The sequence below is a fragment of the Chloroflexus sp. genome, from assembly GCF_034434295.1.
In the GTDB taxonomy this organism is placed as follows: domain Bacteria; phylum Chloroflexota; class Chloroflexia; order Chloroflexales; family Chloroflexaceae; genus Chloroflexus.
The window spans coordinates 64,211-85,470 of the sequence record NZ_DAOTZQ010000056.1; the positions used below are offsets into that span (position 1 = coordinate 64,211).

Below are 21,260 nucleotides of genomic sequence, written 5' to 3' on the forward strand. Positions count from 1 at the left end.
TCATCTGAAAGCGGAGGTAAGACAGTGACAGCCGAACAAACAAATCAGGGTATCTTCTCTCGTCGGAGTCTGATTAAGGGTATTGCCGGTATTGGTGGCGGTCTGGTGGTTGCAAGCTTCGCCAATCTGTTCGGGATTCAATCTGCCTCAGCCGGTCATGATCGCAAAGACGATCCGCAGCTTATTCTGAATCTGGCTGCAACAGCCGAGACACTGGCAACCACGTTCTACTACGCTGCGTTGACCTCAGCCCAATTCAAACTGCACGAAGAAGATATTCTCTACCTCAAGCTGGCCCTTGATGCCGAGAAGTACCATCTCGATTTTCTGGTCAGCAACGGTGGTCAGCCTTTGACCAATCAGTTCTATGTTCCGGCCAATTTGCTACGTGACCCAGCCCTCTTTGTCCAGGTCGGAGCAGATGCCGAGACCGCGTTTGTCGGCGCTTACCTTGCGGCCACCCGCCGCTTTGCCGAATTGGGTGCTGATCGGCTGGCCGGCACCACGGCTCAGCATGCGTGCAGCGAAGCGCAGCATCTGGCCTTGATCCGAAACATTGGCGGCTTTGCCCCGAATAATCTGCCTTTACCGCTACCGATTTACTACAACGTTTCTGACGCAGTGCCCACGCTGGCCCCATTCTTGCAAGGCGGTCAGGGCTTCATTGGGCCGGTCACCGCACCAACGGCGGCGCAGATTATGACTGTTCTCGGTGGGGTGAAGTCCGATCCAACTCAGCCCTATACCAGGGTGTTCTAAGCGCGTCGGGTCAGCAGAGGCCGGGCCTGCCAGGGCGATCATCTCCTGGCAGGCTTGTGTATGTTTACCGGTTGCACAAGAGAGGGGAGCAACTGTGGGTGGGCAATCATTACTTGTGCCGGTCAATTCAGCTATAATACAGGATCGCTGTAGCGCTACTGAACAGAGGGTCTCGTATTCAATGCCATCGCAACCACCTGAAGATACTGGTCTCCGTGGTCTGACCGATGAATTGCTCATCGACTTAATTGTTCAGCATGAAGAGGCTGCACTCGGCGAGCTATATGATCGGTACGCTTCATTAGTATACGCGATTGCGCTGCGTATCACCGGTGATCGGCAGACAGCCGAAGAGGTTATGCAAGACGTTTTTCAGAATATCTGGCAGACGGCAGGTGGCTTTCGTCGCCAGGCCGGTGCGGTGGCGGGTTGGATTATCGGTATCAGTCGCCATCGGGCAATTGACGCGCTCCGCAGTAAACGTGAACGAGGGCGCAGCCGTGAATTAACCGGCATTGAGGCTACGCCTCATCCTTCAACATCCTCAGACATTGAACATGATGTTGAGCAACGCATCTTGCGTGAAGCAGTGCGCGCAGCCCTGGCCGATCTGCCATCAACACAGCGCCAGGCCATTGAGATGGCATATTACGGTGGTTTGACGCAAGCAGAGATCGCCGAGCGACTCGGTGAACCACTTGGCACTATCAAAACACGATTGCGACTTGGTTTGACAAAATTACGTGAACTATTGCGAATGCTGGCGGAGTCGTAGTATGGAACCTTCATCGGAACGATCTGACGATATAGCCGAGTTGCTGGCGGCTTACGCACTCGATGCACTCGAACCGGCAGAGCGCGAACGGGTGCAACGTCTACTGATAGAGCAACCGGCATTACAGCAGACTCTGGCCGAGCTGCGGGCGGCTGCCGATTTGTTGCCGTATGGTCTCGAACAACCGAAACTACCCTCGGAGTGGCGCCAGCGGACCCTCGATTATGCCGTAGGACGCCGCACAGCACAGGTAGAGAAGTCATTGTCCTATCGGCATTGGTGGCGAAGCTGGCAGGCAGTTCTCGGTAGTTTGACGGTAGTCCTTGCCGTCGCTGTCTTTGGTCTGGTCTGGTACACCAATAGTTTGCAGGGTCAACTGGCAACGATCATTCAACAGCGTGATCAGGCGCAAATGATCGCTGCGACTGCGCAGGCTGCATCTCAACAACTGGCCGCCGTCCTTGTTGCGCCTAGTCCTCTAGCTTCGCTACAGGGAGACAACGGTCAGGGAACGGCATTTCGCGATCCAGATGGGTATCTGGTTGTTATTGCAGCCCTACCACCTCTTGCCGCTGATCAGGTCTATCAGCTCTGGCTTATCGAGGGTAATGCAGCTCCGGTTAGTGGTGGTGTCTTTACCGTTGACCCGAATGGCTATGGCTTTATCCGCTTGCCGGCAGCACGGGTGGCCAGTGGCATAACACTGGCAATTACGGCTGAACCGGCTCCCGGTAGCCCTGGACCCACTGGTCCGGTTTTGATTGCCGGCCAGACAAGCTGACCTTTGCACTGGTTGCAAGCTGCCATCAGCGAGACCAAACGGTGAGGTGAGTTTCGCCGGTATTGACCAGATGGTCGAACATTCTGCGCTTGTCGAATGCTACGTCTGACCAGCCAGGCAGATCTGCCGAAGAGCACTTACCGGCCTGTCAAGACTAAAGCCCTATCTGACCACATCCTGGCCCTGCGGGCGCTACCCCAATGGGAGTGCCTTTAGTTCAGTCTTGGCGAGACCGCAAAAGGCAGGTTCCAAATCAATCCAGATAGGCTTTTCACAACTACAAAATAGAATCTATTTCAAAAAACATCTCCTGGAAGTTATCTTATTCATTCCTGGCAGACGCTATGCTCGTGACGAGCACACCCGGCACCCTGTGAGCAGGGTCAACGGTGTGACGAACGCCAGATCGTGAGCATGGCTGCCGCATACCACACTGCGTGACACGCGCATGACGAGCGGGCAAGGCAACCAATTCAGCGCGTGCTGGCATCGGAGGTGACCATCAGTCCTCCTCGTTGCCATACAGGCAGACTGCGAGCAGGAGAATGATGTCGTTAGTGATTGGCAAGGTTCATGCGCCTGGGCGATGGTCTGGGAGCACAACCGCACAGCTTTTATGAAATTAAGTTCTGATATTCACCCGAAGACGAGAGAGAAACTGTTTCAGACGTGTTATACTACTAATCGGAACTTCCTACCCGGGAGTGTTTATGTCCGAATCAGCACACATTCTTATTGTTGAAGATGACAATGATATTCGGCGTATTTTTCAAGTTATTCTCACCCGCCATGGCTTCCGGGTTTCGGTAGCAACCACGGGTGAAGAGGCACTGAACTTTCTCCAGTTAATCACTCCTGACCTGATTTTGCTCGATCTGGCACTTCCGGGTGTCGATGGAGGCGAAATAACCCGTCGGATCAAAGCAGATCGCACCAAACCATTTATTCCAATTATCATCGTCTCTGCCCACGCTGACCTGAATACTAGTGTCAGTAATCTCGATGCCGGTGCGGACGATGTTCTGCTCAAGCCGGTTGACCACAACCTGTTGTTGGCACGAGTACGCGCTCTGCTCCGTCTGCAACGTGCCCAACGCAATCTCCAGCAAGAGCAGCGCAAGACGGAGTTGTTACTTCATCTGTCGCGTGATCTGGGTTCCAGTATCGAATTAGATGTCCTCCTCACAGGTTTTCTCAACCACCTGGCCGATGCCATTGGCGCCATTCGCGCCAGTATCATTCTGACCGGTTTCATCGAGGATAAGGTTCTCCTCTATTCGAGCAGCCAGCAGCCAGCATCCAGTGAAATCCAGGATATTTTGCGTTACGGTGTGGCCGGTCTGGCACTGCGGTCGCGTAGTCCAATCCTGATCACCGACACACGCACCGACTCGCGCTGGCTGGTAACGTCTGAACATCATCAGGATGTGCGTTCAGTGGCGGCCATGCCGATTATCCGCGACAACCGTGCGTGGGGAGTGATTACTCTGGTACACCATACCCCTGGCTATTTCACAACCGAACATTTGGAACTGCTGTCATCAGTCGCTGCACAGAGTGCAGTTGCGCTGGAGAGTGCTCGCCTCTATCGTCTGAGTGAGCAACAGAAAGAGCTACTTGCCCGTCGTGCCGAAGAGTTGCGTCAGGTCAACGAGATTAACCGCATGCTTTCTGAATTGATGCAGATGGATCAGTTGAGCCGGTTACTGGTGCAGATGATCCACCATCAGTTCAACTACCCCATGGTCGCACTTTTACTACGTCAGGATAATCAATTTGAGTTGCGTGCGATTACCGGGGTTAATCTGCTGGGTGAAACGAAGGTAGTCATCGGTCTCGAAGAAGGATTGAGTGGATGGGTGTACCGTCAGCAACAACCACTGCGGGTTGATGATCTGCGCCATGATGCGCGCTTTGTGCCACTCTTGCCGGGTGAAGCACTGGCGCGTTCAGCGCTGAGCATTCCAATCCTGCTAGGCCGTGAGTTGCTGGGCACGATTGAGGTACGTAGCCCGCAACCAGGCGCGTTTACCGGCAATGATGAAGCTATTTTACAGGCAATCGCCAACCAACTGGCAATTGCCATCGGCAATGCCCGCCTGTTTGAGAGCGAACAGCGCCGCATCAGACAACTTAACGATATTAACCGTCTCTCCCTCGCGTTAACTGCTCAGCTCACTGCAGCTACTGATATGCAACTAATTGCTAAGGCAGTTACGCAGATCTTTCAGGCCAAATGGGCTGCTATCATTCTGTTTGGCCCCAAACCTGCTGATACAATCGTTGTATCGTCTGGTCAGGAGTCATCATTCGATAAAGAACTGTCACGTTTGCTGCAACAGAATCCTTACATCGCCGCCAAAATTGCGATGGTGCAACAGCCATGCTACATAACTGATCTTGCCGAACGATCCGATCTAAGTCTGGCATCTCTGCAATCGCTCTTTACAGCGCAAGCGTTGGATCATCTCTTACTGGCACCACTGAGGTTGAAAAAGCAAACGCAAGGTTTTCTGTGTCTGGAAGTGTATCGCCGTGCGCAGTTTGGGCAGGCTGAACTGGAATTGCTCACCACGGTGGCAAGTCTTGTTGTCCAGATCGTAGAAAATGCTCGACTGTACCAGATTGTGAATGACGAGCGTTCAACACTCAACGCCATTTTGCAGGGTGCAACCGATCCTATTTTGCTCATTGATCCCCAGGCTCGCCTGTTGCTGGCAATTCAGCAGCTCTCTCCCGTTTGCAGATCGACCAGAAAACGCATTATGGTCAGCCTATTGATCAGTTTCCGGCGCTGCGCACCATCTTGCCTGCGCTTGACAAAGAGGGATCAACAGCGCTTGAAATCGAACCACAGCCAAACCTGCACTTTAGTGTCAGTATTGCTCCGGTGCGTAGCGTTGACCGAAAAACGCTGGGTCGGGTCGTCGTTTTTCGTGATATTAGCCCAATTAAGCGCCTGGAACAACAAGAGCGTGAACGGGTACGCAGCGTTTTTCGCCGCTATGTGTCACCGGAAGTCGCTGAACGGCTGCTCAGTGCGGGGAGCGATTTCGGCACGCCAACGGAACGTACAGTTGCCGTGCTCTTCGCCGATATGCGTGGCTTTACCTCGTTAACTGAGCGAATGGACGCCCATGTACTGGTGGAACGTGTCCTCAACCGGTTTTTTACAGCGATGACCGATGCTCTCTACGCTTATGATGGCACAATTGATAAGTTTCTGGGTGATGGTTTGATCGGCGTCTTTGGTTCACCAATCAGCCATCCCGATGATCCTCAGCGTGTTGTGATGGCAGCGGTCGCTATGCAACAGGCATTTGCCCGGCTGGCGCAAATCTGGCGTGACGAGTTCACCTTCGATATGGGAATGGGTATTGGGATTAGCTATGGTTCAGCGGTAGTCGGCAATATCGGTTCGGATCAGCGTCAAGACTATACACTCATTGGTGATGTGGTAAATACGGCCTCACGTTTGTGCAGTATTGCTCAAGCCGGTCAAATCATTATTTCATCACACTTGATGCAAGTACTTGGCGATCAATCACCATATGAGTTGCGTGAATTGGGTGCGGTGCGCTTGAAAGGTAAACAGGAACCTCATGTTATTTATGAAGTGTTGCTTGATCAGTCGTTGGTCAATGCAGGGAAGTAGGAGGTAGGAAATAGAAAATAGGAAGTAAAAACAAAAACAGTCTATCAACATGTATTTTCTATCTTCTACCTTCCTATCTCCTACCTCTTACCTCTTACCTTACTAACTTCCTATCTTCTATCTCCTATCTCCTATCACCTCTCAATCACTTGACAGCCGTCTATCGGCACTTTAAGATACGTTCAATTGGTGTCTGTTGAATGATGGCACGTTTCATTCCAAACCAAAGGAGTTCGCCAACCATGGGGTTGTTCTCGCGGCGAATTGTTCGCCTCTGGCTATTCTGTTTGCTCTGTGTCATGATTATCACTGGCTGTGCGTCACGGCCAGTTGTCCTAACCGGAACAGTTACCGATGCCTACACCGGTGCACCTGTCCCCAATGCTACGGTAACGATTGGTGATCTGACTCTGACCACTGATGAGCAGGGACGTTTCCACGCTGAACGCTGGCGACCCGAAGACACGCTGGCGTTACAGGCACCGGCGTATGAGCCGGTAAGCCTGCCCCTGGCCGGTCAACCCGGTGTGGGTGAGAGCGGTGTCTTTACAGTCACGATTACAACAGCGCTTCGTCCCAACGTCCTTAGTGGTCGAGTAACCGATGCGTACACCGGAGCACCGGTCGGTGGAGCCGAGGTGCTGTTGAACAATGACGATACCCTGCGCACGACAACCGACGCCGATGGGCAGTACACGCTAACCGGTGTGCCCGAATCGTTTACCGTGACGGTACGTGCACCTGATTACGCCCCGGCAAGCGAGACAATTTCACGAGCGACTAGACTCGATGTCAGTGTGCGTCCGAATACGTTACGCGGCCAGGTTACCAATGTGTATACTGGCGAACCTGTAGCTGGCGCAACGGTGACACTGGCTGATTTGCGAACGACAACGGATGCAGAGGGGCGCTATCTGCTCCGTGATCTTCCCACCGAACAGGGTGAGATCATTGTCGAGGCCGATGGTTTTGCGCCAACGACACAACCCTTTACCCGCACGACGAGTCTCGATGTCACCCTTCGTCCCGATACACTCATCGGCCAGCTCATTGACGCTACTACCGGTAAGCCGGTACCCAATGCGGCAATTATCGCCACCGAGACCCTGACCTCAACAGCCGTTGCATTTACTCGTATCAACGATAGTGTCGAGGGCCGCTTTCGACTGCCCAACCTGCCCGAACGTGGTTTTGTGCAGGTCCTGGCTCCAGGGTATGCCAAACGGGTGATCTCGATTGAGCCGGGTAATATGCCGCAGCAGATTGAGCTGGAACCCTTCTACGTGCGGGGAATCTACATTACGGCGGCGGTGGCATCGGTGCCGCGATTGGTTGATCGTTTTCTTGATCTGATTGATCGTACCGAACTGAACGCGATAGTGATCGATATCAAGAGTGATCTGCGCGATGATCTGGGCATGGTCTACTATGACTCCCAGGTACCCCTGGCCCGTGAATTGGGTTTGAGTGCACCAAGAGCTGATTTTCAGTCGATTCTGACTAAAGCGAAAGAGCGTGGTATTTACACGATTGCTCGTGTTCAGCTCTTTTCACACGATAATGCGTTGTCTGATGCGCGCCCCGAGTGGTCAATCCGCCTGCGTTCAACCGGCGAGGTGTATGCCGACTATCCGGGACCTGGTATTCGTTACGCCTATCTCGATCCAACCAATCAGAATGTCTGGGATTACAATATCGCGCTAGCGGTTGAAGCGGCTCAGATGGGGTTTGATGAGATTAATTTTGATTACATCCGCTTCCCTGACTGGTTTGGTGCCAGAGAAGAGCTTCGCGATAAGCTGCTGTTCAGCGAACCAATCGATCCGGTCGACAATCCAGGTCGCATGTACGATGTCATTATCGAGTTCATGCAACGTGCCCACCACGCAGTTAATGCAGCTGGCGCCTTTATGTCAGTTGATGTCTTTGGACGGGTAGTGAATGGCCCATCGCTCACAATTGCCCAGGATATGGCACGGATGGGTGAGCATGCCGATTACGTCTGCCCAATGCCCTATCCATCGCTATGGTGGGGTGGATTGGAGAACATTGCGGTGCCGGTCAAATTTCCGTATGAAACGATCCAGATTGCAGTACGGAATGGTGGCCGTCAGATGATGGCCAGCTACGGACGGCAACGTCCATGGCTTCAGGATCACACCGATCCCTGGTCGCCGGTAGTCGTCGAATACGGCCCGGCTGAAGTACGTGCTCAGATCAATGCCACCGAAGAGCAACCGGAAGCTGCGTCGGGTTGGATACTTTACGACTCGGCGAATATCTACACGGGTGCCTTCAATGGTGCCGTGCGCTCGACACCATAGCAACAGAGAAATCGTCGATGAGTTTGCAGCGGGGCATGACGTATGATCCGACACACAGGGCTGAGACTAAGCCTGCTCATCGCGCTGACCGGTATGCTGGTATGGACGCTACCGGTTATTGCTCGTCCAGGTGCGCTGACGGCACAGGTGTCGAGCTGGCGCCTGAGCAGTGTGCGTGACTGGCAGGCCGGTGAGAGCCAAAATCTGCTGGTGGTGAACAATGCCGGTGGTGAATTACGACTGGCAGCCGAGTCAAATGAGGGTAGCTTTATCTCGGCGCCGTTTGAGACAGCATTTGTAACCAACGCTGCCGGTGCTGTCTGGCGCGCCGATCTGGTTACCGGCACCGCTTTGCGGTTGGAACTGCGCGCACGGGCAACGCCACCTGTGAATGGCGATGAGGGCTGGGGGCCATGGCAACCGCTCGTTGTGGCCGATGAACCACCTGCTGCCGATCCAGATGCGTTTACGACTGCGGCTCCGCTGCTCTTGCCAGACGATACCCGCTACCTGCAATTACGTGCGACCTTTACCAGCGAGGTGCCACGCGCGTCGGCGGTGCTCAATGAAGTGACGATTACCTACCTGGCAACCCAGATCACGCCACCGATCTTCGCTGCCGGTTTACCGCAACGGCCAATTCTGTTTGGCAAGCCCGTCTTGACACCGCGTCCACTGCACATCGCTCGTACCGATTGGGCTGAACCGGCAGCGGCTCGACCCGATCGTCGCGATCCACGAGGGGTCGTCATCCATCAACTGGCTGTCGATGTTCCACCGTCAGCGACGTTGTCATATCTGCGGGCGTTGTTGGTCTATCAGACCAGCGTGCTCGACTGGGATGATCTGATCTATCACTATATCATTGACAACGAGGGGAATCTGTTTGAAGGCCGGCTAGGAGGACCAACCTCGCTGGTGCGCCAGGTTGCCGGTAGTGAGGCGGATGTGCATGTTGCGCTGCTCACGCCTGCCGATCAGGCACCTTCATCCGCTGCACAATCTCGACTTGTCGCCTTGCTGGCATGGCTCACCCAGACGTATGCTATCGCTCCAACCGATCTGCAACCGACTGCAACTGATGGAAAATTGCGCCCAGCTATTGCCGGTCATTTCGAGGTCAGCACGATGGCGGTTGATCCGTATCCGCCGCTGCGCGAACTTTTGCCATTATTGCGCACACAGGTCGACAGATCAACAGTTCGTGCACGCTGGTACTTCGCTGAAGGTAATACCGCCGGTTACAGTCAGCGGCTGAGCGTGTATAACCCTGCGTCACGGCCAGCGACAGCGTGGGTGACATTCTTTCCGCCAACAGGGCAACCGATCATCCGTGAACTCCAGGTCCCCGGTGGTGGTCGGGCTGATGTTAATGTGAATGAGATTGCTCCGAACGCAAGTGCTTTGCCGGCAATTGTTGAAGCCAACGAAGCGATTCTGGCCGAGCGATCGATGGCTCTCACAACCGACATTGATAGCGGGCCAGGGGTTGATCGCCTATCGCGGGTTTGGTATTTCGCCGAAGGGAGTACGACCAATCAAACCCAAACCTATCTCATCATCTTTAATCCGCAACCCAGCAACACCAGAGCACAGATCACGTATATGCGTCGCGATGGAACCGTCTTTGAGCAAGAGGTGCAGATCGGTGCGCAGAATCGGCTGGTGGTCTCGGTACACGATATAACACTTCCCGATGGCACTCGTCCGCTCGCCGATGCAAGCTTTGGGATGCGGGTTATTGCCGACCAGCCGGTTGCAGTTGAGCGCACAATGCGTTTTGGCCCAAATGGAAGCGGTTTGCATACCGGTCGTGGTATCGATACGCTCTCGCGGCGCTGGCTGTTCGCCGAGGGTACCACCGAAGGCGAGTTTCGCACCCAGTTGTTAGTGCTGAATCCGAACAATCAGCCGGCCCATGTCGAAGCAATCTTCCGCGGCCCGGATGGGATTGCGGCTACCCGCCGTTATGCAATTCCACCACGGGCACAACTGGCAATTGATGTCAACGAAGTTGTTCCTGATCTCGGCTTCGCCACTGAAGTCATCGCGGATCGTCCCGTTGCTGTGGAGCGAGCAATGTTCTTTGCCGACGGTGCAGTCGGTACCATTGGCACCGGTGCCCGGTCTCCGGCGTACCGCTGGGCATTCATCGATGGCCGTACCAGTGATGCCAGCTACTATCTGTGCCTGTCTAATGTTGGCCTATTATCTGCTATTGCTACTATTGAGGTCGTCTTTGGCGATGGTACAAAGACGAGCCTGAGTGTGCGCATTCCGACTGGCGCTCGTTACACGCTGGCGCTCCATGAGGTATTCCCCGATGAAACAGCCGTGGCCGCCATCGTGCGCAGTAATCAGCCTATCGTGGCGGAACGCTCGATCTATCCCGGTAATGGTGCTCGTGGCGGTAGTACCTCGCCTGGTATCCCACTGCCGTAGGCGGTAGAGGTTATCAACGTCTGTGGTGGCTGTGAATGTTGCAGTCTGAACGTGACCCCTGTGGATTGCGTTCAGACTGCAACGTTCATAGTATTCTCATAACAGGTACGTTGACCTGCGCTTACCCGTTTCCTCCCCTCTTCTCACCCATCTCGTACCAGTGACCACACTCTCCCTTTGCTACGTGATCGTGGTATACTGCTTTTGCATCCGACAAATAGCCATCTGAATTGAGGTGCCCGTGGAAGAGGTTCAGCGTATTGCTGCACGCATTGTCAATAATGTCGAACAAGTCATCGTTGGAAAACGGCGGATCGTTGAGCTGGTACTGGTCGCGCTGCTCTGTCGTGGTCACGTCTTAATCGAGGATGTTCCCGGTACCGGCAAGACCATGCTGGCGAAGAGCATTGCACGCTCGATTGGTTCGAGCTTCAAACGTATTCAATGCACACCCGATCTGCTACCGGGTGATGTTACCGGTGTTTCGATTTTCAATCAGCAGACCCGTGAGTTTGAATTTCGGCCTGGGCCGATTATGGCGCAGATTGTGCTGGCCGATGAGATAAACCGGGCAACACCGAAGACGCAGTCGGCGTTGCTTGAGGCGATGGAGGAGCGCCAGATCACGGTTGATGGAGTGACACACGCTCTGCCGCAGCCGTTCATCGTGCTGGCTACCCAAAACCCAATCGAGTACGAGGGCACGTTTCCTCTCCCGGAAGCCCAACTCGACCGCTTTCTGTTGCGAGTGCATCTGGGGTATGCCGACCGGATCGACGAGATCGCGATTCTGAAGCGGCAACGTGAAGGCCATCCGCTCGAAACGTTGCCAACAGTGGTTGATATGAACGATCTCTTGCATCTGCAAGAGGTGATCAAACAGGTTCATGTGGATGACCTGATCGTCGAGTATATCGTGGCGCTGACCACTGCAACCCGCGATCACGGTGATGTGTACCTCGGTGCCAGTACCCGCGGTGCGCTTGCCCTCTATCGCGCTGCGCAGGCCTGGGCCGCGCTCAACGGACGGGATTTTGTGACTCCTGATGATGTGAAGGTCCTGGCCCAACCGGTGCTCAGCCATCGGCTGATTGTCAGTCCGGCAGCACGAGTACGCAATGTGACAGCGCAGACGATTATTGATGAGGTCCTGGCTGCGGTACCGGTGCCGGGGGCGCGGGCCGGTCGGCGCTTTGAACGGATGGCTGCCGGTTGAGCCATCGGCAATGAGGGGGTCCGGCAATGGACGATCAGAAAGAAGGCACCGTTCAGGCCGATCGGCGTGCTGCGTTGCACCTCGCTCTCCAGCGCATTGTGTTGTTACGTGAAACCGGCCCCAAGAGTGCAGCGTGGCAACGGGCACGGATGAGAACGATGTGGCGATTACAACAGCAACTGGCTGCCGACGATGAGGTGGCAGCACAATCGACGCGGATTGAAGATGAGCACTGAACTGGCGCACTGGGTGATCAACAGCGGTGATCTGCTGTATGGTTGGGCACTGGCATTGACTCCCGATGAACGAATGGCCCGTCGCTTACTTCAGCGGTGGTTACAATCAGTACGTAACGATCCACCTGCGTCCTGGCGAGATGATGATCTGCTGGCCCGGCTCTATCAGGTTGCGGGAGCCGGTTTTACCGGCCAGCCACTGCGGCGATTGCCGTCTCCACCAGGAGCACCGCTACTCGGTCCATTACGGGCCTTACCTCTTGATCAGCGGGTGGCAGTGCTGGCATATAGTTTGCCTGGCATTGATCATGGTCGGCTTGCTGCCATTCTGGGGATACCTTCCGATAGCGCAATGACAACCCTTGTTCAGGCGATGCAGGCATTGGCACCGGCGCTTGGGCAGACTCCCCCCGCCGAAGAGAGCAGCCGGGAGTGTTCGCTGATTCGCCAGGCTCTCATCGACCCAACCCAGCACCTCCGTATCTTCGAGACGATCCGTCGGCATTTGACTGCCTGTACTTCCTGCCGACAGTTCGAACGTGAATGGCAGGCGGTTAGTCGGGCGTTAATGTCGGCGATTCGTCATTATCGCAACACCACTGCACTACCTGATAGTGTCCGTGCCCACCTGTTGAAAACGGCCCAGGCACCGCAACATCAGCTTGCCCGCCTGTTACCGCTTTTGCAACTGGTAGCACTGATTAGCATTGTTGCCGTACTCGTTTTACCGGGATTGATTCGCAATCCCTTTACGGTGGTGACGATGAGTGCCGCTGAACCCGCACTTAGTGCCACTGCCCTGATCGAACGGGCACTGGCTCACGGTGGTATCCCTGAACCAGAAGGCCCCCCCGTCTGGCAGGCTCGTTATCAGACCCTATGGTATTTCAACAATCGCACCATTGCCCCGCTCTTTGCTGAAATCTGGCACGACCGCGATAATCCTGCCCGTCACCGTTTGCAACTGCGTCACGTTGAAGGTGGTGCGCCTTACGAATTTCAGCTCGGTGATGGGAGTCGGCGATTCTACTATGCGCTCGATGGCGCTTATGCACCGACGTTATACGGAGATCTGCCGGTACGGGCCAATCCCAACGAGCCGGAACTGGTCATGAGTGCATTAACGCCTGAACAGCAAGAGGCGGCCTATCGGGCCCGTCTCACCACCGGGCCATGGGCCATCGTGCCGACGTATCTGCGGCAGGCGTCCACTGCTCCCGATCTACGGTTGTTAGGCCAGCAACGTATCGGTGAGCGCCTGGCTTCCATTGTTAGCTTTCGCGGCGTCAGTCCACTCGATCTGCCGGCAGAATCTGCCGACTCGGTACTGGTTTTGATGGCGATTAGCGAACAAGATGGGCATGTGCTAAGTATTACCGAGCTGGTCGGTCCGTCCGGCGGCACGCAGACCAGCCGTGTGGTCTGGCGGCTGGTTGCGTTTAACTGGCTGGTGACCGGTGAGCAGATCCGCGATGCGTTCACGTTCGAGCGAGTCTGGAATGGAAGAGCAGAAACCGAGGGGTTAGCAATTCAATCAATCGCCGATCCGGCCTGGCCACTGGTACGCGAGAATAATGTGATCGATATTGGCGCAACGAACCTTCAGCGGCTTCCCGAATCCTTCGTACTGCCAGCAGTGGTACCCTCTGGGATCGACCGCGAATTATTGTTGCGATTGCGCGGTTCGACCATTAATGGTGTGCTGTACACCGGTAATGGCCGTCGGTTGATCCTGACCTACGACCGATTGCCCGGTATTGATCTGACTGTTCCGGTGGAAGTGATCGGCCCCTGGCGGGTACGCATCGAACCAGTGCGCGGTCAACGTTATCAGGTAGCGATTGAGGAAAATAATTCCCGTCGTAATGCCGGGGTACGACTTGCACTGGATGCGTCCGGTTTTACTATTGATGAGTTACGCACGCTGATTGGCTCGCTGCAACGGATTAACCGACTCGATTTGATCACTCGTCAATCGCGCTCTGGTCAGTCGAGGTAATGGTGCCCTGACAATCGAATGTATTTCGTTGCTTCAACAGCGAATGGGACGTGTCCTGTGGAGTGAGTGCAGCTTTTGTCCCCTATGTCGTTGGGGTGAGGGTGCCATTCAGGAGAACATACTGTGCAAAGGGATTTGACTCATCACGGCTTATCTGCCGTCATCTGAACTTGTGGTATACTCGATAAGAGCAGTTGAGCTGAAACCAATGCAACTCCGTACCGATCTGACAACCCGTGAAGAGCAGGCCGCTTATCTGGCGGAAGCGCTGGCCGGCCTTTTTCAAGGTCCGGCCCAACTGTCGCCGATCCGTGGCGGGCGGCGGGCGGCGCTCCGTCGGTTGCGAGCATTTAACGTTCGCCACTATGCCCGTACTCGCAATGATGTGGTGCAACGCGGCGTTTCCATGCTCTCGCCATACCTGCGCCACGGGGTGCTAAGCCTGGCCGAAGTGCGCGATTCGATATTGGGCCGGTTTGGTATCACTCCAGACACCGAAAAATTTGTCAATGAGCTGGCCTGGCGGGCATTCTGGCAGCTTGTGTATGCCCATCTCGGTGACCGGATTCACCACGATATTGAGCCGGCAAAACACAAAGCTCGTGTGCCACGGCGTCGTCTACCACCAGACGTGATTGCGGCGAGCACCGGTCTGGTCTGTATCGATGAATCGCTCCGCGAGCTGTACACAGTCGGTTATATGCACAACCACGCCCGCATGTGGGTCGCGGCGTATCTCATTCACTGGCTAGGGGGCGACTGGCGTGAGGGTGCCGATCTCTTTTACCGTCATCTGCTTGACGGTGATCCGGCCTCGAACAGTCTGTCGTGGCAATGGGTGAACAGTACGTTCAGCCATAAGCCCTACATCTTCAACCGGCAGAATGTTGAACGGTTTAGCGCCGGCACCTTCTGTGTGCGCTGTCCGCTGGCGCAGGGGGGCTGTCCGTTCGATGACAGTTATGAAAATCTTGCCCGGCGTCTGTTCGGGGTGACACTGGCCGAACTGGAGGGAAGGCGATGAGCGGCGGGATTGTCTGGCTTCACGGCGATAGCCTCAGCCCAACCGATCCGGCGCTGGTCGCGAACCCAACTGCGCCGGCGGTGTTTGTGTTCGATGAACCGTTTCTGTCCAGGGCGCAACTGAGCTTCAAGCGGCTCTTTTTTCTGTATGAATGTGCGTTAGAGGCGATTGCCGGACGGGTCGGCAGTATCCGGCGCGGTGTTGTGGTTGACGAAATACGCGCCTTCGCTGCTGAACACCAGGCGCTGACCGTGCACGTTACAGCCAGCGTTGCGCCGCGGTTTCGTGAGTATGTGGCTGCATTGCAGGCCGGCGGGTTACAGGTTATGATCTACGAGCCACCGGCATTCGTTACGTGGCGTGGCGAACCACCACGCCGGTTCAGTGCCTTCTGGCGACGGGTGGCAGCCGAGGCACTTCAGGCAGGGAACACAGCACCATCATTGCCGGCCACAGAGGAAGAGTGAACCATGAACTTTCAAGGCAAAATAGCCATCGTTACCGGCGGTGCGCAGGGGATCGGGCGCGCAACCGCTCTCGCACTGGCCCGCGAAGGGGCCGCAGTGGTGATTGCCGACCGTGATGAAGCGGCTACAACGGCACTGGTTTCCGGTATCAACGCCTGGGGCGGGCGGGCGCTGGCCGTTATCGCCGATGTCAGTGATGAAGCCGATGCAGCCCGGATTGCAAATGAAACTGTGCTGACGTTCGGCGGTATTGATCTGTTGGTGAACAACGCCGGGATTCAACAACCTGGTACAATTGAAAGCACGACCGTTCAGCTCTGGCAAGAGATTATTGCTGTGAACCTGACCGGTGTATTCCTGGTTTCGCGCTTTGTGATGCCCGAATTACGCCGGCGCGGTGGTGGGGCCATCGTCAATGTTGCTTCGGTCTACGGGTTACGGGCCGAAGCCGGTTGGGCCGCTTACGCAGCCTCGAAAGGTGGGGTTATTGCACTCACCCGGGCAATGGCACTCGATGGCGCTGCCGATGGGATACGGGTGAATTGCGTTTGTCCCGGCATGATTGATACCTCATTGCTCCGTGCCAATGCCGCCTTGCTGAACGCCCAACGTCCCGATGAAGCGTTACGCAGCTTTGCGCGGCGGGTACCACTTGGGCGCCTGGGCACCCCAGAAGAGGTGGCCAGTGTCATCCTTTGCCTGCTCAGTTCAACTGCCGGTTATCTCACCGGTGCCGTCATTACCGCAGATGGTGGCTGGGAAGCCCGGCTCTAATCAGGAGGAGGCTGATGATTACGGTTACTGTACGCTTCTTCGCCGGACACCGCGATATTGTCGGACGTAGTGAGGCCAGCTATACCCTGGCCGAAGGAACAACCCTTGGTCAATTGTGGGAACAACTAACTGCTGAATACCCCCGACTGGCCGGTTATACCGGACGCCTGCTCTTTGCTGTGAATCAACAGTTTGCCCAACCGACGACTGTGTTAACCAACGGTGATGAGGTCGCCTTTATCCCGCCGGTAAGTGGCGGACGGAGTTGATGTATGGTCGAACCGTTTGTCATTACCACAGAACCGCTTGATCCAGCACCACTGGTAGCGGCAGTTCAGACGCCTGATGATGGGGCTGTTGTCACCTTCAGTGGTGTAGTCCGTAACCAATTTGGTGGGCGGCCTACGGCATTTCTGGTGTACGAAGCCTACACCGAGATGGCCGTGCCGGTTTTACGTCAGATTGCCGACGAGGCGCGAGTGCGCTGGCCGATTGGGCGGGTTTGCGTCCACCACCGGGTCGGTCGGCTAGAGATTGGCGAGACAGCAGTACTGGTTGTTGTAGCGGCTCCCCATCGTGACGCAGCCTTCGCTGCTGCAGCTTACATCATGGATCGGATCAAAGAGATTGCGCCCATCTGGAAACAGGAGCATTGGGCCGATGGTGAAGCCGAATGGCGTGAGTAGGTAACAGGCTATGCCGGAACTTCCTGAAGTCGAAACCGTTGCCCGCTCCCTTGCTCCGCAGCTTCGGGGACGTACAATTACCGGGCTGGCCAAACTTGACTGGCCAAAAATGCTGACGCCGTCGCCTGATGAATTTGCTGCACTGATTGCCGGACGGCGCATCGAGGCGATTGGGCGGCGAGCAAAGTGGCTGCTGCTGTCGCTCGATGGCGAGTGGACGCTGGCCATTCATCTGCGAATGTCGGGACAATTGCTGGTTGCCGATCCGGAGACATCTGAGGCACGACATGTCCATTTTGCCCTCGATCTCGACAACGGGCGGCGGCTCATCTTCAACGATCAGCGGAAGTTTGGCCGCGTCCACCTGCTCGACCGGCAAGGTCTGGCAGCTCTAGATGCCGTCCATGGCCCGGAACCGCTCGCCGCTGATTTTACCCCCTCTGCATTAGCCGAGCGCCTGCACAGCCGACGGGCACCGATCAAAGCCCTGCTGCTCGATCAACATCTGATCGCCGGCATTGGCAACATCTACGCCAATGAAGCGCTCTGGCTGGCCCGCATTCATCCACTGACCCCAGGTACAATGCTCACGCCGGAACAGATCGACGAACTGCATCGTGCCATCCAGCACGTGCTGCAGGAAGCCATCGCCAATCAGGGCAGTTCGTTGCGCAACTACCGTGACGGTTATGGCCGACAGGGTACACAGCAAGAGCATTTTAATGTCTACGACCGAGCCGGTGAGCCGTGTCCACGCTGTCAGAGCACGATTGAACGGATTGTTGTGACCCAGCGTAGCACCTATTTCTGTCCGACCTGTCAGAACACCATGCAACAACCGGCATAAGTGTGTACAATACTCATGGGTTGAAAATTGGTTTAAGAATTACAAGGGCCGGCTTTCCTGTGGCCGGCGGCTGCCACTTACATGATGGGGTAATCCGGTGCAAGAACCAATCCTCCTGGTGGAAGACGATCAAATCCTGCAACTTACTCTCACCACAATGCTGCGGCGTGATGGTTATGCCGTTGATACTGCACGCAACATTGCCGAAGCTCGTCTGGCAATCCTCTCGCGTCGGCCAAGAATCATTCTGCTCGATCTCGGCTTACCCGATGGTAGTGGGTTTGATATTCTCAACTGGTTAAATCTGGAACCAGATCGACCACTCATTATTGTCACGACTGCGAACGACTCACCGAAAGCGGCGCTTGAAGCCCTGGGACTCGGTGCCTTCGACTACCTGACCAAACCGATCAATCACGAAACCCTCCGTTACACGCTCCGTCGTGCGGTTAGCTACGATCAGCTTCGGCAGCAAGTCCGCAACTATGAAGAATTACGCAGCGAGGTGGATGAAGCGTACCTGACCGTGCGCAGCGCCGCTCATCATATCAGCCAGACCTTAACAGTGATCATGGGAGAAGCGCAACTGGTACGCGAAGAGATATCTGATCCGGCCCTCCGGGTCAGCCTGGATCGGATCGTGCGCATGGCCGAAGAAGCAGCCCAGACCCTCGCTACACTGCGCACGAACCGCCTTTTTGCACCGCACGAGGGGAGTGTTGAGTGAGGGGTTAAACCTGCTTGTCGCTATTGGGTTGAAGTGACATCATGCTGTTTGTGATCGCTATGTCACTTCCTGCAACCCTTTGAGTTGGTTATGGTGCTATGAGTTGCATCTGTTGCGTGTGAGTTCCGTATAGATTGTGTATTTTGATATAGTGTAATTGCATGGTATGTGATTAACAAAGGAAAATTGATTTAATTCTGATACGATGTCAGTATTGAGAAGAGTTGAATCTTGGTTTGTGTTATGAGAAACATAATTTTCTCTTAAATGTGTTGTGGTGGATAAGACATAGATAGCGAGGTTTTATTCCTACTACGCGAGTCTCTCCAGTGCTATAATCCAATTATTAAAATGAGTACAGGCTCGACGAATTTGTTGTAAACCTATTCGCTTTGCAATTAACGGGCCATGCACTGGTTTTTGATATGATTTTACATACGATTCTATACGTGCTGCCGGATGCGTGTCTGGACCATCATTTATCTCTTCCGGGCTGTTAAATCTTGCTACTTCCTGCACCAGACGTCGTAGACGTTGTAGACGAAGATCGGAAAACACAGCCTTTATCTCTGCTGGATCAGTAAATAATAGCGCCTCGAATTCGTGTAAGGTAATGAAGGGAATAAATCGTCTATCGTTAATGTCTTGATACCAGGCCCGCTGTAAATGTTCTACTTTCTGGTATGGAGAACCCACAGGCAATGTTCTCTTACCTGGAAAATCTTCTGGTAGATTATAGAAATCTATCATTGTGGTAAGAGCCGTAACGTTCTGATTACGGAGAAGGTTTAGAATATCTTGTTTTACCTTCCCATATGACGTAATACCACCCCTGAAGGAGCGACCTGATTTTTCTCTTTTCGTCTTCGCTAGAATTGGAACAGGATGTATCCCGATCTGCTGAAAGTGTTCAGCCAGAATTTCTGTCACAAAAGTCTCTTCAGTCTGGCCTTCAACGTATTGGCCTGCCACCAAGAATATTCTTTTCCCACAAATCACCCAGCCCGTAATCGTCGAGCCACAGCTCAACCTCTTCCGTCGTCAAGCGTCTACAGACAGACTGACCATCCTGTCGCTCAACAACAACGATGTCTTCCGGCTCAAACTGATTAACGAGCGTTACTGATTGGGTGGCGACGATAACCTGTGTTTGCGTGGCTACACTACGCAGTAATCCGGCCAGTACGTGTATAGCGTAAGGAGGCAACCCCATCTCCGGTTCATCAAGTAAGATGATGGCCGGCAACTTCCGTGTCGGTTGGAGGAGCAGCGTTGCCAGACAGATGAAGCGTAGGGTTCCGTCAGAGAGAGCATAAGCATCAAAGTAGGTATCGCTGCCCCGCTCTCGCCATTCCAGTTTTATTTTGTTAGGGTTAAACGGACTGGGTCGGAGCACAAAATCATCGAAAAAGGGGGCAACCATGCGGATAACATCGACAATATTGCGATACTGGTCTGGCGCTTGTTGCTGTATATAGTACAGATACGCGGCCAGATTCGATGCATCCTGACGTAACCGATAGTTATCGTCAATATCGCCAGTTTGTTTCACTCTAGCCGAATCACCGGTATCGTGGAAGTGATACACGATCCAGCTTTGCATTGCCTCGAAGACATGCGCCGGGATACCTCTACCGTAATTCGCCGGTAACAGACTCTCTTCGTGACCGGAACCCAACAGTTTTTCAACGGGCTTATCGTAGCGACGGTCATGAAAGAATGCACGTTCATCAGCAAACACGAAGCGATCTCCTATGGCTGGAACCAATGCACAGCGATATCCATTTGCGATGATATTTCCCCTGAACCGTGGATCATTCTTCGTAAACCACAATTCAATCTGTAATGAATCGGTGTTTTTTTGACCGAAGTGGAGTATGCGATCTACTCCTCCCGCCCGAGCAACATACATCTGTAAATGGCGTTCAACGATTGCGCGGAGAAATGCAAAGACGCCCAAGATGTTTGATTTCCCGCAACCATTCGCACCGATCAAGATATTGAGGGGGCGTAGCGAAAATTCCAGTTCGCGGATCGACTTGAATCCCTGAACTTTGATGGTTTCCAGTTGCATGTGCCCATCCTTATGTATTTCCCGGCACTCCGCACCCGCAAATGACCACAACCCTGCCCGCCCAAAGGTTCTCTCAGCGCCTCAGTAGTGCTACGATGTCTTTACAACGTCCCTCGCCTCAGCAATTGTGTTATTCTGTATAATACGAGGCTCAAATTTGATACGTGATCGCGAGGGAAAGACTGATCAGAGTAGATTGTTCTTCACCCCTGTATTGTACCAGAGTATACCAGTGGTATATCAAATCTTGACTCATACTGTGCATCATCGCCGAGGCGCACAATCGTCGTTGGTCAGTCCAGTCCCTGCACGCCGTGTTGCGGCGTTATCCGCAATGCGTCAGCAGCGCCCGGTGGAGCTGGCTTCCAGCCCATGCTCAGGCGTCTCCTTCACCAGGGCCACGTATCGGTACGATTACACGCTGTGCCCCGCGCCTGCCGGTGCGCACGCCAAATGTGGAAACGTTGCTGCCGC

19 protein-coding genes are annotated in these 21,260 nt (G+C 54.5%); 17 read left to right on the top strand and 2 right to left on the bottom strand.

The annotated features are described in order from the left end of the window. Positions 1-24: 24 nt before the first annotated feature. The 17 genes from VAE57_RS09115 to VAE57_RS09195 all read left to right on the top strand — a co-directional run bounded on the left by VAE57_RS09115 (position 25) and on the right by VAE57_RS09195 (position 18,712). A complete protein-coding gene (locus VAE57_RS09115; protein ID WP_322821571.1) occupies positions 25-759 on the top strand; it encodes a ferritin-like domain-containing protein in 735 nt (244 codons plus the stop codon). A 181-nt stretch (positions 760-940) separates the two neighbouring features. Beyond that, the gene (locus VAE57_RS09120) at positions 941-1,534 is read left to right on the top strand and encodes a sigma-70 family RNA polymerase sigma factor (protein WP_322821572.1); all 594 of its coding nucleotides are present in this window, start codon (positions 941-943) and stop codon (positions 1,532-1,534) included. 1 nt (position 1,535) lies between these two features. Next, positions 1,536-2,315: an anti-sigma factor gene (locus VAE57_RS09125; protein ID WP_322821573.1), complete on the top strand. Its 780-nt coding sequence runs from the start codon at positions 1,536-1,538 to the stop codon at positions 2,313-2,315. A 710-nt stretch (positions 2,316-3,025) separates the two neighbouring features. After that, positions 3,026-5,434: a GAF domain-containing protein gene (locus VAE57_RS09130; RefSeq protein WP_322821574.1), complete on the top strand. Its 2,409-nt coding sequence runs from the start codon at positions 3,026-3,028 to the stop codon at positions 5,432-5,434. Beyond that, complete coding sequence (locus VAE57_RS09135; RefSeq protein ID WP_322821575.1) at positions 5,398-5,970, top strand: adenylate/guanylate cyclase domain-containing protein; 573 nt, start codon at positions 5,398-5,400, stop codon at positions 5,968-5,970. Before VAE57_RS09130 ends, VAE57_RS09135 begins: the two co-directional genes overlap by 37 nt. 242 nt (positions 5,971-6,212) lie before the next feature. Further along, positions 6,213-8,294 carry a putative glycoside hydrolase gene (locus tag VAE57_RS09140; protein ID WP_322821576.1) on the top strand — a complete coding sequence of 694 codons (2,082 nt, stop codon included), beginning with the start codon at positions 6,213-6,215 and terminating at the stop codon, positions 8,292-8,294. Between the two features lie 42 nt (positions 8,295-8,336). Continuing rightward, on the top strand, positions 8,337-10,736 hold the full coding sequence (locus VAE57_RS09145; RefSeq protein ID WP_322821577.1) for a peptidoglycan recognition family protein: 2,400 nt from the start codon (positions 8,337-8,339) through the stop codon (positions 10,734-10,736). Positions 10,737-10,977: 241 nt separating this feature from the next. Then, the gene (locus tag VAE57_RS09150; protein WP_322821578.1) at positions 10,978-11,952 is read left to right on the top strand and encodes a MoxR family ATPase; all 975 of its coding nucleotides are present in this window, start codon (positions 10,978-10,980) and stop codon (positions 11,950-11,952) included. Between the two features lie 26 nt (positions 11,953-11,978). Beyond that, the gene (locus VAE57_RS09155) at positions 11,979-12,188 is read left to right on the top strand and encodes a hypothetical protein (RefSeq protein WP_322821579.1); all 210 of its coding nucleotides are present in this window, start codon (positions 11,979-11,981) and stop codon (positions 12,186-12,188) included. Next, on the top strand, positions 12,178-14,187 hold the full coding sequence (locus VAE57_RS09160) for an anti-sigma factor (protein WP_322821580.1): 2,010 nt from the start codon (positions 12,178-12,180) through the stop codon (positions 14,185-14,187). Before VAE57_RS09155 ends, VAE57_RS09160 begins: the two co-directional genes overlap by 11 nt. Positions 14,188-14,395: 208 nt before the next feature. Continuing rightward, on the top strand, positions 14,396-15,211 hold the full coding sequence (locus VAE57_RS09165) for an FAD-binding domain-containing protein (RefSeq protein WP_322821581.1): 816 nt from the start codon (positions 14,396-14,398) through the stop codon (positions 15,209-15,211). Then, positions 15,208-15,678 (top strand): hypothetical protein, encoded by a 471-nt coding sequence (locus tag VAE57_RS09170; RefSeq protein WP_322821582.1) that lies wholly within the window; start codon positions 15,208-15,210, stop codon positions 15,676-15,678. Before VAE57_RS09165 ends, VAE57_RS09170 begins: the two co-directional genes overlap by 4 nt. Before the next feature lie 3 nt (positions 15,679-15,681). Next, positions 15,682-16,452, top strand: coding sequence for a glucose 1-dehydrogenase (locus tag VAE57_RS09175; protein WP_322821583.1), 771 nt, complete (start codon positions 15,682-15,684; stop codon positions 16,450-16,452). Between the two features lie 14 nt (positions 16,453-16,466). Next, a complete protein-coding gene (gene moaD / locus VAE57_RS09180) occupies positions 16,467-16,721 on the top strand; it encodes a molybdopterin converting factor subunit 1 (protein WP_322821584.1) in 255 nt (84 codons plus the stop codon). Between the two features lie 3 nt (positions 16,722-16,724). Next, positions 16,725-17,138, top strand: a complete 414-nt coding sequence (locus VAE57_RS09185; RefSeq protein WP_322821585.1) for a molybdenum cofactor biosynthesis protein MoaE — start codon at positions 16,725-16,727, stop codon at positions 17,136-17,138. Positions 17,139-17,148: 10 nt separating this feature from the next. Further along, entirely contained in the window at positions 17,149-17,985 is an 837-nt protein-coding gene (gene mutM / locus VAE57_RS09190; RefSeq protein WP_322821586.1) for a bifunctional DNA-formamidopyrimidine glycosylase/DNA-(apurinic or apyrimidinic site) lyase, read from the top strand. A 97-nt stretch (positions 17,986-18,082) separates the two neighbouring features. Next, entirely contained in the window at positions 18,083-18,712 is a 630-nt protein-coding gene (locus VAE57_RS09195; protein ID WP_322821587.1) for a response regulator, read from the top strand. A gap of 312 nt (positions 18,713-19,024) precedes the next feature. Here VAE57_RS09195 and VAE57_RS09200 read toward each other — a convergent pair whose 3' ends face one another. After that, positions 19,025-19,642: a DUF4276 family protein gene (locus tag VAE57_RS09200; protein WP_322821588.1), complete on the bottom strand. Its 618-nt coding sequence runs from the start codon at positions 19,640-19,642 to the stop codon at positions 19,025-19,027. 22 nt (positions 19,643-19,664) lie between these two features. Beyond that, the gene (locus VAE57_RS09205; RefSeq protein WP_322821589.1) at positions 19,665-20,786 is read right to left on the bottom strand and encodes an AAA family ATPase; all 1,122 of its coding nucleotides are present in this window, start codon (positions 20,784-20,786) and stop codon (positions 19,665-19,667) included. Between the last annotated feature and the right edge of the window lie 474 nt (positions 20,787-21,260).

Coding starts and splice junctions, on each gene's coding strand:
- VAE57_RS09120 (WP_322821572.1), top strand. CDS start 941: ATGCCATCGCAACCACCTGAAGATACTGGTCTCCGTGGTCTGACCGAT.
- VAE57_RS09155 (WP_322821579.1), top strand. CDS start 11,979: ATGGACGATCAGAAAGAAGGCACCGTTCAGGCCGATCGGCGTGCTGCG.
- VAE57_RS09205 (WP_322821589.1), bottom strand. CDS start 20,786: ATGCAACTGGAAACCATCAAAGTTCAGGGATTCAAGTCGATCCGCGAA.
- VAE57_RS09160 (WP_322821580.1), top strand. CDS start 12,178: ATGAGCACTGAACTGGCGCACTGGGTGATCAACAGCGGTGATCTGCTG.
- VAE57_RS09185 (WP_322821585.1), top strand. CDS start 16,725: ATGGTCGAACCGTTTGTCATTACCACAGAACCGCTTGATCCAGCACCA.
- VAE57_RS09130 (WP_322821574.1), top strand. CDS start 3,026: ATGTCCGAATCAGCACACATTCTTATTGTTGAAGATGACAATGATATT.
- VAE57_RS09165 (WP_322821581.1), top strand. CDS start 14,396: ATGCAACTCCGTACCGATCTGACAACCCGTGAAGAGCAGGCCGCTTAT.
- VAE57_RS09125 (WP_322821573.1), top strand. CDS start 1,536: ATGGAACCTTCATCGGAACGATCTGACGATATAGCCGAGTTGCTGGCG.
- VAE57_RS09175 (WP_322821583.1), top strand. CDS start 15,682: ATGAACTTTCAAGGCAAAATAGCCATCGTTACCGGCGGTGCGCAGGGG.
- mutM (WP_322821586.1), top strand. CDS start 17,149: ATGCCGGAACTTCCTGAAGTCGAAACCGTTGCCCGCTCCCTTGCTCCG.
- moaD (WP_322821584.1), top strand. CDS start 16,467: ATGATTACGGTTACTGTACGCTTCTTCGCCGGACACCGCGATATTGTC.
- VAE57_RS09140 (WP_322821576.1), top strand. CDS start 6,213: ATGGGGTTGTTCTCGCGGCGAATTGTTCGCCTCTGGCTATTCTGTTTG.
- VAE57_RS09170 (WP_322821582.1), top strand. CDS start 15,208: ATGAGCGGCGGGATTGTCTGGCTTCACGGCGATAGCCTCAGCCCAACC.
- VAE57_RS09145 (WP_322821577.1), top strand. CDS start 8,337: ATGATCCGACACACAGGGCTGAGACTAAGCCTGCTCATCGCGCTGACC.